This is a genomic window from Aeromonas sp. R10-1, from assembly GCF_040908465.1.
GTDB classification, from domain to species: Bacteria; Pseudomonadota; Gammaproteobacteria; order Enterobacterales; family Aeromonadaceae; genus Aeromonas; species Aeromonas caviae.
This window is the reverse complement of record NZ_JBFODT010000033.1, coordinates 35081-49708: the sequence shown is the minus strand read 5'-3', so window position 1 is coordinate 49708 and position 14628 is coordinate 35081. Positions and strand designations below refer to the sequence as shown.

The 14628-nt window shown below is 62.4% G+C and carries 11 protein-coding genes; 5 read left to right on the top strand and 6 right to left on the bottom strand.

The window, feature by feature from the left end; translation table 11 throughout:
- Window positions 1-109: 109 nt before the first annotated feature.
- From fruB to fruA, 3 genes are read left to right on the top strand one after another with little or no spacing between them, the layout of a single operon-like run.
- On the top strand, window positions 110-1210 hold the full coding sequence (gene fruB / locus AB5Y93_RS16180) for a fused PTS fructose transporter subunit IIA/HPr protein (RefSeq protein WP_010674822.1): 1101 nt from the start codon (window positions 110-112) through the stop codon (window positions 1208-1210).
- On the top strand, window positions 1210-2199 hold the full coding sequence (gene pfkB, locus AB5Y93_RS16175) for a 1-phosphofructokinase (protein ID WP_368229830.1): 990 nt from the start codon (window positions 1210-1212) through the stop codon (window positions 2197-2199). The genes fruB and pfkB overlap by 1 nt, the downstream gene beginning before the upstream one ends.
- Window positions 2196-3920, top strand: coding sequence for a PTS fructose transporter subunit IIBC (fruA, locus tag AB5Y93_RS16170; RefSeq protein ID WP_049636759.1), 1725 nt, complete (start codon window positions 2196-2198; stop codon window positions 3918-3920). Before pfkB ends, fruA begins: the two co-directional genes overlap by 4 nt.
- A gap of 82 nt (window positions 3921-4002) precedes the next feature.
- Here the strand turns inward: fruA and AB5Y93_RS16165 are convergent, their stop codons facing one another.
- Complete coding sequence (locus AB5Y93_RS16165) at window positions 4003-4254, bottom strand: DUF1289 domain-containing protein (protein WP_039040754.1); 252 nt, start codon at window positions 4252-4254, stop codon at window positions 4003-4005.
- Between the two features lie 150 nt (window positions 4255-4404).
- Between AB5Y93_RS16165 and mltA the strand changes: the two genes are divergently transcribed.
- Window positions 4405-5556 (top strand): murein transglycosylase A, encoded by a 1152-nt coding sequence (gene mltA / locus AB5Y93_RS16160; protein WP_029314565.1) that lies wholly within the window; start codon window positions 4405-4407, stop codon window positions 5554-5556.
- Between the two features lie 133 nt (window positions 5557-5689).
- Here mltA and yfaE read toward each other — a convergent pair whose 3' ends face one another.
- The 5 genes from yfaE to ubiG all read right to left on the bottom strand — a co-directional run bounded on the left by yfaE (window position 5690) and on the right by ubiG (window position 11530).
- Window positions 5690-5989, bottom strand: coding sequence for a class I ribonucleotide reductase maintenance protein YfaE (gene yfaE, locus AB5Y93_RS16155; RefSeq protein WP_269472855.1), 300 nt, complete (start codon window positions 5987-5989; stop codon window positions 5690-5692).
- 69 nt (window positions 5990-6058) lie between these two features.
- A complete protein-coding gene (gene nrdB / locus AB5Y93_RS16150; RefSeq protein WP_368229829.1) occupies window positions 6059-7192 on the bottom strand; it encodes a class Ia ribonucleoside-diphosphate reductase subunit beta in 1134 nt (377 codons plus the stop codon).
- A 79-nt stretch (window positions 7193-7271) separates the two neighbouring features.
- Window positions 7272-9539: a class 1a ribonucleoside-diphosphate reductase subunit alpha gene (gene nrdA, locus AB5Y93_RS16145; RefSeq protein ID WP_323925718.1), complete on the bottom strand. Its 2268-nt coding sequence runs from the start codon at window positions 9537-9539 to the stop codon at window positions 7272-7274.
- A gap of 588 nt (window positions 9540-10127) precedes the next feature.
- Window positions 10128-10814, bottom strand: coding sequence for an HAD family hydrolase (locus tag AB5Y93_RS16140; RefSeq protein ID WP_029314563.1), 687 nt, complete (start codon window positions 10812-10814; stop codon window positions 10128-10130).
- Window positions 10814-11530 (bottom strand): bifunctional 2-polyprenyl-6-hydroxyphenol methylase/3-demethylubiquinol 3-O-methyltransferase UbiG, encoded by a 717-nt coding sequence (gene ubiG, locus AB5Y93_RS16135; RefSeq protein WP_010674813.1) that lies wholly within the window; start codon window positions 11528-11530, stop codon window positions 10814-10816. The genes AB5Y93_RS16140 and ubiG overlap by 1 nt, the downstream gene beginning before the upstream one ends.
- Window positions 11531-11729: 199 nt before the next feature.
- Here ubiG and gyrA point away from each other — a divergent pair, with 199 nt between their 5' ends.
- Window positions 11730-14477 (top strand): DNA topoisomerase (ATP-hydrolyzing) subunit A, encoded by a 2748-nt coding sequence (gyrA, locus tag AB5Y93_RS16130; RefSeq protein WP_368229828.1) that lies wholly within the window; start codon window positions 11730-11732, stop codon window positions 14475-14477.
- Window positions 14478-14628 lie beyond the last annotated feature (151 nt).

Here is a 14628-nt window from a genome sequence, read left to right as displayed (position 1 = left end):
CACCAAAGCGAGAGATCACCGTCTATTGTCAGCAGGCAAGTTACCCAAAAATCGAGTTGAGTTGAGCCGGTACGCCGCGAGGTGAAGCCGGACCTGATGGAGAATCTCTATGTTGAAGTTGGCGCGACAGCAAATCCTGCTGGGACAATCGGTGACGACCAAGGCGGACGCCATCGCCCTGCTGGCAAGCAAACTGACCGACGCCGGTCTGGTTGAAGCAGGTTACGTGGACGGCATGCTGGCGCGGGAAGCGCAGCACGCCACCTATCTTGGCAGCGGTATCGCCATTCCCCACGGCACCACGGACACCCGTCATCTGGTGAAGAGCACCGGTGTCATGGTGGCCCAGTTCCCCCACGGCATCGAGTGGGACGAGGGGCAGATTGCCTACGTCGCCATCGGCATCGCCGCCAAGTCCGACGAGCACCTGGGGATCTTGCGCCAGCTCACCCACGTGCTGGGTGACGAGCAGGCCGCAGCCCAGCTCAAGGGGGCGACCGACGAAGAGACCATCATCAATATCCTGACTGGCGCGACTGCCGCCAAAGAGGTGCAATACCTGACCCTGGCGGACTTCCCGGCCGACGACCAGGACCAGTTGCTGCTGGGGGCTGCGGCCCGCGCCAAATCCGCAGGCTGGGGAGACGCCGCCATGGTGAGCGCCCTCCTGGCCAGTCAGCCTGTTCACCTGGGGGAGGGCATCTGGCTGGCCCGTGCGCAAGCGGCCCAGACCGGTTGGGTGCTGGCCACCCCGAGCACCCCGCTGAACGTCGGTGAATTGCCAGTCAGCGCCCTGCTGCTGCTGTGTGCCGCAGATAGCGGCCATCTGCCGCAACTCGAGAATCTGGCCAAGCTGGCCGCAGCCGGCCAGCTGGCCACCCTTTCTGGCAGCGACGGTCTTGCCATGTTGCAGGCGGGTCCGGCGAGCGGGCTGTCCGAGACCTTCACCATCATCAACCCCCACGGTCTGCACGCCCGTCCGGGCGCCATGCTGGTCAAGGTGGCCAAGGAGTATGAATCCGACATCCGCGTCGCCAACCTCGATGGCAGCGGTGAAGCCGTCTCTGCCAAGAGCCTGATGAAGGTGATCGGGCTTGGGGTCAAATGCGGTCATCGTCTGGCATTTCGCGCCGAAGGAGCGGATGCCGAAGCAGCCCTCAAGGGCATTGGCGAAGCCATTGCCGCGGGTCTTGGCGAGGGGGCGCACTGATGGACATCGTCACCATCACCCTCAATCCCGCGCTCGATCTCACCACCCGTCTGGAGGCCATGCACCCTGGCGAGGTCAATCTGGTGAGCGAGGCCAACTTGCGCGCCGCGGGCAAGGGGATCAACGTCGCCATGGTCTTGAAAGATCTCGGCCGTGACGTAGGCCTGACCGGCTGGCTCGGTGAGGGCAACCAGCAGAGCTTCGCCTCCCTGTTCGAGGAGCGTGCCCTTGCCGATCACTTCGTGCGCGTGGCGGGCGACACCCGGATCAACGTCAAGATCTCCGAACAATCCGGCCGTGTGACCGATCTCAATCTGCCGGGACTCGCCGTGCAGGAAGGCGATGTCAGCGCCCTGGAAGCAGCGCTGGAGCGACTGGCTCCCCACACCGACTGGTTCGTTCTGGCGGGCAGCCTGCCCAAAGGGGTGGCCCCCGATTACTGCGGCCATCTGATCCGCCTGCTCAAGGCCAAGGGCAAGCAGGTGATCTTCGATTGCAGCGGTGCGGCGTTGAGCGAAGGGATCAAGGCGGCGCCGACCCTGGTCAAACCCAACCTGGAAGAGCTGAGCCAGTGGGCCGGTCGCCCCGTGAAGACCCTGAGCGAGCAGGCCGAGTGCGCCCGCGCGCTGCAGGCAAGCGGGATCCCCAACGTGGTGATCTCCAATGGTGCGGACGGCCTCATCTGGTTTGCACCGGATGCCACCTGGCAGGCGATTCCGCCGCGCATGGAGGTGGTCAGCACCGTGGGTGCCGGCGACTCCCTGGTGGCGGGCCTGGTCCATGGCATGAGCCTGGACTGGACGCCGGAGCAGACCCTGCGTCTGGCCACCGCCGTCTCGGCACTGGCGGTGAGCCAGGTCGCGGTCGGCTTCAACGATATCAATGTGCTCAAACCGTTACTCGAGCAGGTGCGCGTACAGCGTCTGGATGATCTGGCACCGACTCAACCCCAACCCCATTTGATGGCTAACTCAGGAGATGCCCAATGAAAGCAATTCTGGTTACGGCTTGCCCGGCGGGCATTGCCACCAGCTTTCTCGCTGCAAAACGGATAGAACAGCAGGCCAAACTGGCTGGCTGGGAGCTCACCCTCGACGTCGAGTCCAGCGTGCAGCCCCGTCAGGTTCCCTCGAAAGAGCAGATTGCCGCCGCCGACCTGGTGCTGGTCGTTGCCAGCGCACCGGTGGATCTGGCCGCCTATGACGGCAAGTCGCTCTATCGGGGCGACATGGATCTGGCGCTCCAGGATCCCGCTGCCCTGCTGGAAGCCGCGCGAAGCGGTGCCAGCGTCTATCGCCATGAGGCGGCACCTGCCGTTGCCAAACCGACCAGCGGTGCCAAGCGCATCGTGGCGGTGACGGCCTGTCCGACCGGGGTGGCCCACACCTTCATGTCGGCCGAGGCCCTGGAGACCATGGCCAAGCAGCTGGGTCACCAGATCCGCGTCGAAACCCAGGGCTCGGTCGGTGCCCAGAATGCCTTGACGGCGGACGAGATTGCCGCCGCCGATCTGGTGTTCCTCGCCACTGACATTGAGGTGGACATGGCGCGCTTTGATGGCAAGCCGGTCTATCGCACCAGCACGGGGGCTGCCCTGAAGAAAACCCGGGCCGAGCTCGACAAGGCCTGGACCGAGGCGAAGGTCTATCGCCACAGCGGCGCGGCTGCGGTCAAGAAAGAGGAAAAGGCGGGCCCCTACAAGCACCTGCTGACCGGTGTCTCCTTCATGCTGCCCATGGTGGTGGCGGGGGGCCTTATCATCGCGCTCTCCTTCATCTTCGGCATTGAAGCGTTCAAGGAAGAGGGGACGCTGGCCGCGGCCCTGATGAAGATCGGTGGCGGCTCCGCCTTCGCCCTGATGATCCCGGTGCTGGCAGGCTACATCGCCTACTCCATCGCCGACCGTCCGGGTCTGGCGCCTGGCATGATCGCCGGTATGCTGGCAAGCTCGCTCGGCGCCGGTTTCCTTGGCGGCATCGTCGGCGGCTTCCTCGCCGGTTACAGCGCCAAGTTCCTGAGTGACAAGGTGCGCCTGCCGGTCACCCTGGAAGCCCTCAAGCCCATCCTCATCATTCCGCTCTTTGCCAGCCTGTTCACCGGTCTGGTGATGATCTACGTGGTGGGTGGCCCGGTGGCGGGCATCATGAACGCCATGACCGAGTTCCTCAACAACATGGGCTCTGCCAACGCCGTGCTGCTGGGTGTCATCATCGGCGCCATGATGTGCTTCGACATGGGTGGCCCGGTCAACAAGGCGGCCTATGCCTTCGGTGTCGGCCTGCTCGCCTCCAAGACCTATGCCCCCATGGCAGCGGTCATGGCCGCCGGCATGGTGCCTGCACTGGGGATGGGGATCGCGACCTTCCTGGCCAGCAGAAAGTTCATCAAGGCGGAGCAGGAAGCGGGCAAGGCCTCCTTCGTGCTGGGTCTGTGCTTCATCTCCGAGGGGGCCATCCCGTTTGCCGCCAAGGACCCCATGCGCGTCATCCCGGCCTGCATGGCGGGCGGCGCCCTGACCGGTGCGCTCTCCATGCTGTTCGGCTGCGAGCTGGTGGCACCCCACGGTGGTCTGTTCGTGCTCTTCATCCCGAACGCCATCAGCCATGTGATGATGTACATCCTGGCGATCGCCGCCGGTTCTCTGGTGACCGGGGTGGCCTACGCCATGCTCAAGCGTGGCGAGGAGCAGGCCAAGCTGGCGACCGCCTGAGAGCGTCACGGCGTGACACACCCTTCATGACAAGGCGGCCCTGGGGCCGCCTTTCTTGTTGGGGGGAGGGGCAACGTGGGATTTAAAAATCCCAGCCCGGCGGGGGCGGCGGATCGGCCGCCTCTGCGGCCTGCGCCTTGCGGCGAGCGGCCTCGACCCTGGCCTTGCGGCTGCGGCACAGGCGCATCACCTCCTGCTGCTGGGCAGGGGTCATGGCAAGCCAGTTGAAACGCTCCTCGCGGCTTCGCAGGCATCCCTTGCAATACCCCTTGTTGTTCAGTTCGCAGACCCCGACACAGGGGCTCTGGAGCGGGAAGATTTCGAGCTGTTCCATCCATGACCTCTCACACCTTGTCACCTTGTTATAACCCAGAAGATCACGGCAGGAGAAATCCGTCGTCAGGGGCGTGAAGGCGTTTGCTTTCCCCGGGCAATTTTGGCATCTTCCCCGCCGTGCAAGACACTCGGTGTTATATGAGGACATATGAATAGACATGCGTACTGGTTGGCCGCCGCCGTGGTGGGGCTGGCCGGTTGTGCGGGCAACCCTGAACCGGTCAAGGTGCCCCAGAAGAAGGCGGAATCCGGATGTTTTCTGAACTGCGAGATCCCTGTGAATCTGGGCAAGCAGTATCTGGATGGTGCCCTGCCGGGGGATCTGGTGCGGGTGGAGCGGGTCAACAGCCGCGCCCGCGCCGATTACAGCAAGTTCGGTCCCCAGAGCCGGATGGTGATGGAACGCTCCGGCCGTATGGCGAGCCGCTATGGGGAGCTCTACCGTCAGCTCTCACGCTGGGTCGCCAATGGGGGCAATCCCGCCCATATCACCCAGTACGGCATCAGCCTGGCCCAGCTTGGCGGTGCCGACCGCATGGGCAACGTGCTCTTCACCGGCTACTACTCGCCGGTGCTGGAGGTGCGCCATCGCCCGGATGCCCAGTACAAGTATCCCATCTATGCCATGCCCAACTGTGGCGGTCGCTGCCCGAGCCGGGCCGAGATCCACCGGGGGGCGCTGGCCAACCGGGGGCTGGAGCTGGGCTACAGCAAGTCCCTCATCGACAACTTCCTGATGGACGTGCAGGGTTCCGGCTTCGTTCACTACGGCGATGACGACCGTTTGCAGTACCTCGGTTACAGCGGCAAGAACGGCCACGGCTATGTCAGCATTGGCCGGGTGCTCATCGACCGTGGCGAAGTGCCCAAGGAGCAGATGTCCATGAAGGCCATCAAGGAGTGGGCCAATCGTCAGCCGGAAGAGAGCGTGAAGGAGCTGGTGGAGCAGAACCCCTCCTATGTCTTCTTCGAGCGCCGTCCCACCAACGACGTGGTGGGGGCCGCCGGCATTCCGCTGTTGCCCATGGCGGCGGTGGCCGCCGACAAGACCCTGCTGCCGATGGGCACCCCTATCCTCGCGGAAGTACCGCTGCTGGACAAAGAGGGCAACTGGACCGGCAAGCATCAGCTGCGGCTGTTGATTGCGCTGGATGTGGGGGGCGCGGTGAAGAAGGGGCACCTCGATCTCTACCACGGTATGGGTGAGAAGGCCGGTGTCGCGGCCGGTCACTACAAGCACTTTGGCCGGGTCTGGAAGCTGGGTCTGCACCACGGGCCGACCGCCGCCCCCTGGTTGTAACGCCCCCGGGTTGTAATGTAAGAGGGGCCATGGCCCCTCATTTCCCTCAAGAGACGGGACATTCCCATGAAAAAAGCCGCCGGAGCAATCCGGCGGCTTTTTGTTTGCGGGGCAGATCTGGCGACAAGGGCCGTCAGCCCTTTCGGATATCGAGCTTGATGGCGCCCACCGGCTGGCAGCAGCAGGGGAGGCACTCCCCCTGGGAGACAAAGGCGAGCGGGACGGCGGCGTAGTGCACCTTGCCCGCCAGCAGCGGGGTGCGGCAGGCGCCGCAATAGCCGCTGCGGCACTGGAACTCCACGTGATGGCCGTGGCGCTCCAGGGTCTCCAGCACGCTTTCGCCGGGATGGGGGTGCAGCACACCGTCCAGGGTCTGTACCTGGGGGGCTTGCCCCTCAGGCGCCGTGGTGGCGGTATGCAGGGGCGCGTTCAGGGTGGCTGTGGCGTCACTCACGGACGTCGCTCTCTCGCATCATGGTCTGCCAGCAGAGGTCGCCTTGCATCACAGCTCGAAGTCACCCAGATCGTCGGCGTGCACTTCACTGTCTATCTGACCCACCAGATAGGAGCTTACTTCCACTTCCTGGGGCGCCACCTGCACGTTGTCGGAGGAGAGCCAGGTGTTGATCCAGGGGATGGGGTTCTGCTTGGTGCCGGCAAAGGCCGGTTGCAGGCCGACGGCCGCCATGCGCAGGTTGGTGATGTATTCCACGTACTGGCAGAGGATGTCCTTGTTCAGGCCGATCATGGAGCCGTCCTGGAACAGGTACTCGGCCCACTCCTTCTCCTGCAGGGCCGCTTCCTTGAACAGCTCGAAGCAGGCCTGCTCGCACTCGACGGCGATCTCCGCCATGTCGGGGTCGTCGTTGCCGCTGCGCATCAGGTTCAGCATGTGCTGGGTGCCGGTCAGGTGCAGCGCTTCGTCACGGGCGATCATCTTGATGATCTTGGCGTTGCCTTCCATCAGCTCGCGCTCGGCGAAGGCGAAGGAGCAGGCGAAGCTCACGTAGAAGCGGATTGCTTCGAGGGCGTTGACGCTCATCAGGCACAGGTAGAGCTTCTTCTTGAGCTCCCGCAGGCTGATGGTGACGTCGCGATCCCCGATCCGGTGGGTCCCCTCACCGTGCAGGTGATAGACGGAGGTGGCCTCGATGAGATCGTCATAGAAGTGGCTGATGGAGCCGGCGCGCTTCAAGATCTGCTCGTTGGTCACGATGTCGTCGAACACCTGGCCCGGGTTGTTGACGATGTTGCGGATGATATGGGTGTAGGAGCGAGAGTGGATGGTCTCGGAGAAGGCCCAGGTCTCGATCCAGGTCTCCAGCTCCGGAATGGAGACCAGGGGCAGCAGGGCCACGTTGGGGCTGCGGCCCTGAATGGAATCCAGCAGGGTCTGGTACTTCAGGTTGGAGATGAAGATGTGCTGCTCGTGGGGCGGCAGAGCCTGGAAGTCGATGCGGTCGTGGGAGACGTCCACCTCTTCCGGGCGCCAGAAGAAGGAGAGCTGCTTCTCGATCAGCCGCTCGAAGATGTCGTGCTTTTGCTGGTCATAACGGGCCACGTTGACCGACTGGCCGAAGAACATCGGCTCCTTGAGCTGATCGTTTTGGGTCTGGCAAAAAGTAGAGTAAGCCATGGTTAGAATGCCGTGAAATAGGGAAAACAGGAGGGCGGGAGCTTGATGCTCCCGCCCGGTTTATCAGTGCGTTTCGCGGTTAGATCTTGCAAGCCCCGCCAGCGCAGCCGTCATCTTGCAGATCGGTCTGGGTGTCGTCGGCACCATCACGGGTGTTGTGATAGTAGAGGGTCTTGAGACCGTATTTGTAGGCGGTCAGCAAGTCTTTGAGCAACTGCTTCATCGGCACCTTGTTGCCTTCGAAGCGGGCAGGGTCGTAGTTGGTGTTGGCGGAGATCGCCTGATCCACGAACTTCTGCATGATGCCGACCAGCTGCAGGTAACCGTCGACGCTCGGCTGTTTCCACAGCAGTTCGTACTGATCCTTCAGGCGGTGGTACTCCGGCACCACCTGCTTGAGGATGCCGTCCTTGGAGGCTTTCACCGACACCAGGCCGCGGGGCGGCTCGATGCCGTTGGTGGCGTTGGAGATCTGGCTGGAGGTCTCGCTCGGCATCAGGGCGGTCAGGGTGGAGTTGCGCAGACCCACGGTCTTGATCTCTTCGCGCAAGGTTTCCCAGTCCAGGTGCAGGGGTTCATTGCACAGGGTGTCCAGATCCTTTTTATAGGTATCGATGGGCAGGATACCCTGGGCATAGGTGGTCTCGTTGAAGGCCGGGCAGGGGCCGAACTCGCGGGCCAGTTGCACGGAGGCCTTCAGCAGGTAGTACTGGATCGCCTCGAAGGTGCGGTGGGTCAGGGCCAGACCGGAACCATCGGAGTAGCGGGCACCGTTCTTCGCCAGGTAGTAGGCGTAGTTGATGACGCCGATCCCCAGGGTACGGCGGTTCATGCTGCCCTTCATCGCGGCCTTAAGCGGGTAGTCCTGATAGTCGAGCAGGGCGTCCAGAGCGCGCACGGCCAGTTCGGCCATCTCTTCCAGATCTTCCAGCTTCTCGATGGCGCCCAGGTTGAAGGCGGAGAGGGTGCACAGGGCAATCTCGCCGTCCTCGTCATCCACGTTGTTGAGCGGCTTGGTGGGCAGCGCAATCTCGAGGCAGAGGTTGGACTGGCGTACCGGCGCCACGCTCGGATCGAACGGGCTGTGGGTGTTGCAGTGATCCACGTTCTGGATGTAGATGCGGCCGGTGCCGGCGCGCTCCTGCATCATCAGGGAGAAGAGATCCACCGCCTTGAGGGTCTTCTTGCGAATGGCCGGATCCTGCTCGTACTTGACGTAGAGCGCTTCGAACTTGTCCTGGTCCGCGAAGAAGGCGTCATAGAGGCCGGGTGCATCGGACGGGGAGAACAGGGTGATGTCGCCGCCCTTGATGAGGCGCTGGTACATCAGCTTGTTGATCTGCACGCCGTAGTCCATGTGACGGACCCGGTTCTCTTCCACGCCGCGGTTGTTTTTCAGTACCAGCAGGCTCTCCACCTCGGTGTGCCACAGCGGGTAGAACAGGGTGGCCGCACCGCCGCGCACGCCGCCCTGGGAGCAGCACTTCACCGCCGTCTGGAAGTATTTGTAGAAGGGGATGCAGCCGGTGTGGAAGGCTTCGCCGCCACGGATGGGGCTGCCCAGACCACGGATGCGGCCGGCGTTGATGCCGATGCCGGCGCGCTGGGACACGTAGCGCACGATGGCGCTGGCGGTGGCATTGATGGAATCCAGGCTGTCGTCACACTCGATCAGCACGCAGGAGCTGAACTGGCGGGTCGGGGTGCGCACGCCGCTCATGATCGGGGTCGGCAGGGAGATCTTGAAGGTCGAGACCGCATCATAGAAGCGCTTGATGTAGTCCAGACGGGTATCTTTCGGATACTTGGAGAAGAGGCAGGCTGCTACCAGGATGTAGAGGAACTGCGGGCTCTCGTAGATCTCGCCGGTGACGCGGTTCTGTACCAGGTACTTGCCTTCGAGCTGCTTGACCGCCGCGTAGGAGAAGTCCATGTCGCGCCAGTGATCGAGGTAGCCGTTCAGCTCCTCAAATTCCGCCTGGGTGTAGTCTTCCAGCAGGTGCTTGTCGTACTTGCCCATGTCCACCAGTCTGGCGACGTGCTGATACAGGTGGGGCGGCTCGAACTGGCCGTAGGCCTTCTTGCGCAGGTGGAAGATGGCCAGACGGGCAGCCATGTACTGGTAGTCCGGGCTTTGCTCGGAGATGAGGTCAGCAGCAGCCTTGATGATGGTCTCGTGGATGTCGGCGGTACGGATACCGTCATAGAACTGGATGTGGGACTTGAGCTCCACCTGGGAGACCGACACGTTGTCGAGTTTCTCGGCAGCCCAGTCGAGCACACGGTGAATTTTATCCAGATCGATGGGTTCTTTGTGTCCGTTACGCTTCGTCACAAACAAGTTCATTGGCTGATGACCCCTTTCATTGATACCTGCCGGTATCGGTTGATTCCCGAAAAGCCATCGCACAATGGCGCAACCCGGCTCCGTCTGTCGAGGGAAACTGGGCAGGGATTGTGCGATGAATCACAAGATGTAGTGTTATTTTTAATGCGAACTACAAGATAGTGAGGTCGATGCGGTAATGCAATCTGTGGATAACGCATTAGCTGTGGATAAATTGTGGGTGTCGGGACGGGAGTTAGTGGACGCTCACAGCGAACGGGTTTTCATCCGTCCGATCCGTCAAATGCAAGTCCGGCGATCGAAGATGGAAAATTAAAATAACTTTTTTTGCTTGCGAAAGCAGGGTGTTTTTACTAGCAAATCCGGCCTGCTCATCCCTTGTGCAGTCAGGGTCAAAAGGTGTCCTGTTGCGCCGTTCGGGGGGTTGCCAAGCCCGTAAAAAGAGGGATCGTCCGGGATCCCTCTGGTGTGCTGCGGGGGGAGCTGCGCGTCGGGGCCGATGCCCGCACTGCCATCGGGACATCATCAAAGTTGTCCCGCAGATCCACCTCTATCCGGATGCTTTGTCGGTCATGGGCAATGAACGTGTCAGCTCAGCTCGTAACGCAGCCAGTGGTGCAGGGCCTGCACGGTATCAAAGTGAAGATCGGCGCCCCAGAGGGCCGGATCCTCGTCATCATTGAGATAACCCCAGCCAGCCACCGCGGTACGCATGCCGGCATTGCGGCCAGCCTCGATGTCGCGCACGTGATCCCCCACATAGAGACACTGGCTCGCCGCGATGCCGAGGCGCTCGCAGGCAAAGAACATGGGGGCGGGGTCGGGCTTGCGTACCGGCAGGGTGTCGGCGCTCACGGTCACGCCGCAACTGGCGAGTTCAGGCAGGGCTGCCAGGAGCGGTTCGGTGAGAAAACCCGGCTTGTTGGTGACAATGCCCCAGGGCAGCTTTTTCTCGTCGAGCCACTCGATGAGATCCACCATCCCCTCATAGGGGCGGGTGCCGACGCAGAGGTTGGCGGCGTAGTAGTCGAGCAGGGCGGTGCGAAGGCGGGTGGCCCCCAGCTCCTCCAGCAGCTCGTCCCCAAGACCTGCCCTGAGCAGCCCGAGGGCCCCGTGGGAGGTGGTCTGACGGATGATGTCGTCAGAGAGCGGGGCAAAGCCTTCGCTTATCAGCACGTGATTGACGGCGGCGCCAAGGTCTGGCGCGGTGTCGAGCAGGGTGCCGTCCAGATCAAACAGCACGCAGCCAAGGGGCATCGGGTGAGGTGTGCTCATCAGCCTTGCTCCGGGCGCTCGAACGCCACCATGTAGTTGACGTCGACATTCTTGCCGAGCTTGAAGCTGTTGGAGAGCGGGGCGTAGTGAACGCCGCTCATGTCCCGCACTAGGAGGCCCGCCGCTTCCCCCATGCGACACAGTTCGGCGGGGGTGATGAACTTCTTGTGATCGTGAGTGCCCTTGGGGACCATCTTCATCAGGTACTCGGCCCCGAGGATCATCATCAGATAGGCTTTCGGGTTGCGGTTGATGGTGGAGACGAACACCTTGCCCCCCGGCCGTACCAGGGTGGCGATGGCGCGCAGCACCGAGGCCGGGTCCGGCACGTGCTCCAGCATCTCCATGCAGGTGACTACGTCATACTGGCCCGGCACTTCATCGGCGTGGGCTTCGGCGGTGATCTGGCGGTACTCGAGCTCCACACCTTGTTCCAGCGCGTGGAGGCGGGCGACGCCGAGGGGCTCCTTGCCCATGTCGATGCCGGTGACCCGGGCCCCTCGGCGGGCCATGCTCTCGGAGAGGATGCCGCCACCGCAGCCGATGTCGAGCACGCGCTTGCCAAACAGGCCGCCGCTCTTGTCGGTGATCCAGTCAAGGCGCACCGGGTTGATTTGATGCAGCGGCTTGAATTCGCCCTCCATGTCCCACCAGCGGGAGGCGATGGCTTCAAATTTGGCGATTTCTGTCAGATCGACATTGGCATCACTATTCATGTTTTGATGATCCTGTGGCAAGGCGCGCAGCGGGCTGGGCGCGCGCAATCTATTGTCCTGGCGCGCATTATAACGGACCGACCTCGTCGCACCAGCCCGATGTGCTCATCGGATTTGTGGCTTAATGTATTTGGCTCAGTGTGTTACCATGTCGCGCTGTTTAAGCCAAAGAACAACTAATTAGGGATTAAGGCTTTCTATGAGCGATCTGGCCAGAGAGATCACGCCGGTCAACATCGAAGAAGAGCTCAAGAGTTCCTATCTGGATTACGCCATGAGCGTGATCGTAGGACGAGCTCTGCCGGATGTGCGTGATGGCTTGAAACCGGTTCACCGCCGCGTTCTGTATGCAATGAACGAGCTGGGGAACGACTGGAACAAGCCCTACAAGAAATCGGCCCGTGTGGTCGGTGACGTAATCGGTAAATATCACCCGCACGGCGACATCGCCGTGTATGACACCATCGTCCGGATGGCGCAGGATTTCTCCATGCGCTACATGCTGGTCGACGGTCAGGGCAACTTCGGTTCGGTGGACGGCGACAACGCCGCGGCCATGCGTTACACCGAAGTGCGGATGGCGCGCATCTCCCACGAGCTGCTGGCCGATCTGGACAAAGAGACCGTGGACTGGGTGCCGAACTACGACGGCACCGAGATGATCCCGGCTGTCATGCCCACCAAGGTCCCCACCTTGCTGGTCAACGGCTCCTCCGGTATCGCGGTGGGCATGGCGACCAACATCCCGCCTCACAACCTCACCGAGATTGTCAACGGTTGCCTGGCGCTGATCGAAAACGGCGACCTCACCATTGACGAGCTGATGACCCATGTCACCGGCCCGGATTTCCCCACCGGCGGCATCATCAACGGTCGTTCCGGCATCGTGCAGGCGTACCGTACCGGTCGCGGCTCCGTCTATGTGCGGGCCAAGGCTGAAGTGGAGGTGGACGAGAAGACCAGTCGCGAGACCATCATCGTCCACGAGATCCCCTATCAGGTGAACAAGGCTCGCCTGATCGAGAAGATCGCCGAGCTGGTCAAAGAGAAGAAAATCGAGGGCATCAGCGCCCTGCGCGATGAGTCCGACAAGGACGGTATGCGCATCGTCATCGAGATCAAGCGCGGCGAGTCCGGCGAGATTGTGCTGAACAATCTCTACAAGCACACCCAGATGCAGACCACGTTCGGCATCAACATGGTGGCGCTGGACAACAACCAGCCCAAGGTGATGAACCTCAAAGAGATCCTGGATGCGTTCCTGCTGCACCGCCGTGAAGTGGTGACCCGCCGGACCGTGTTCGAGCTGCGCAAGGCGCGGGATCGGGCGCACATCCTGGAAGGGTTGGCGGTGGCATTGGCCAACATCGACCCCATCATCGAGCTCATTCGCCACAGTGCGACCCCGGCGGATGCGAAAGCCGCCCTGGTAGCCAAGGGCTGGGAGCTCGGCAACGTGGCCGCCATGCTGGAAAAAGCGGGCGACGACGCGGCTCGCCCCGAGTGGCTGGAGCCGGAGTTCGGCATCCGTGAAGGGCAGTACTTCCTGACCGAGATCCAGGCCCAGGCCATCCTTGACCTGCGTCTGCACAAGCTGACCGGCCTCGAGCACGAGAAGATCCTGGAAGAGTACCAATCTCTGCTGGATCTCATCGCCGAGCTGCTGCACATCCTGGCAAGCCCGGAACGCCTGATGGAAGTGATCCGTGACGAGCTGCTTGCCGTGCGCGAGCAGTACGGCGACGAGCGTCGCACCGAGATCAGCATGTCCAGTGCCGAGATCAACATCGAAGATCTGATCACCCCGGAAGACGTGGTTGTTACCTTGTCTCACCAGGGCTATGTGAAGTATCAGCCGCTCTCCGACTACGAGGCCCAACGCCGCGGTGGTCGTGGCAAGTCGGCCACCCGGATCAAGGAAGAGGACTTTGTGGAGCGTCTGCTGGTGGCCAACACCCACGACACCATTCTGTGCTTCTCCACCCGTGGCAAGGTCTACTGGCTCAAGGTGTATCAGCTGCCGGAAGCGTCCCGTGGCGCCCGCGGTCGTCCGATCATCAACCTGCTGCCGCTGGATGAGGGTGAGCGCATCACCGCCATCCTGCCGGTGAAAGAATATGACGCCGACAAGTATGTCTTCTTCGCCACCGCCAACGGCACCGTGAAGAAGACCAGCCTGTCCGACTTCAGCCGTCCGCTCTCCTCCGGTATCCGTGCCATCAACCTCAAAGAGGGTGATGAGCTGATCGGGGTAGACATCACCGATGGCAGCAACGAGATCATGCTCTTCTCCGATGCGGGCAAGGTGGTTCGCTTCGCGGAAGGCAGCGGTCGCGCCGATGCCGATGCCACTGACGAGGCCGACACCGATGACGACGCCGGCAACGACGATGACGGCAGTGACAACGGCGAAGGCACCGAAAGCAAGGGCACCTTCAAGGGCGTACGTCCCATGGGTCGTACCGCTGCTGGCGTGCGTGGCATCAAGCTCGGCGCCGGTGACAAGGTGGTCTCCCTCATCGTGCCCCGTGGTGATGGTGCCATCCTCACCGCCACCGAGAACGGTTACGGCAAGCGCACCGCGCTGGACGAGTACCCGACCAAGAGCCGTGGTACCCAGGGCGTCATCTCCATCAAGGTGGATGAGCGCAACGGCAAGGTGATCGATGCGATCCAGGTCGAAGATACCGACCAGATCATGCTGATCACCAACGGCGGTACCCTGGTTCGTACCCGGGTGTCCGAGGTGAGCGTCATCGGCCGCAACACCGGCGGTGTGCGTCTGATCCGTACCGGTGAAGACGAGACCGTGGTCGGCCTGCAGCGCGTTGCCGAGAGCGACGAAGAGGAAACCGAGGCCCTGGCTGTTGAAGGGGAGGTGTCTGAAGGCACCGACACCGCAGCGGACGCTGGCGCCGTCGATACCGGGGAGGCGGGCGACGAGTAATCGTCCCCCTTTGTCCGGTGCAAAAGAGCGACCTTGATGGTCGCTCTTTTTTTGTCCGCCTCACCGCAGGCTCTCCCCGTCCCTGTGCTTGCCCTGGCGCCCTCTTTTCTGCTGCCAGGCTCCGTCTGCCGTGCATGCAGCCCTGCCTGCC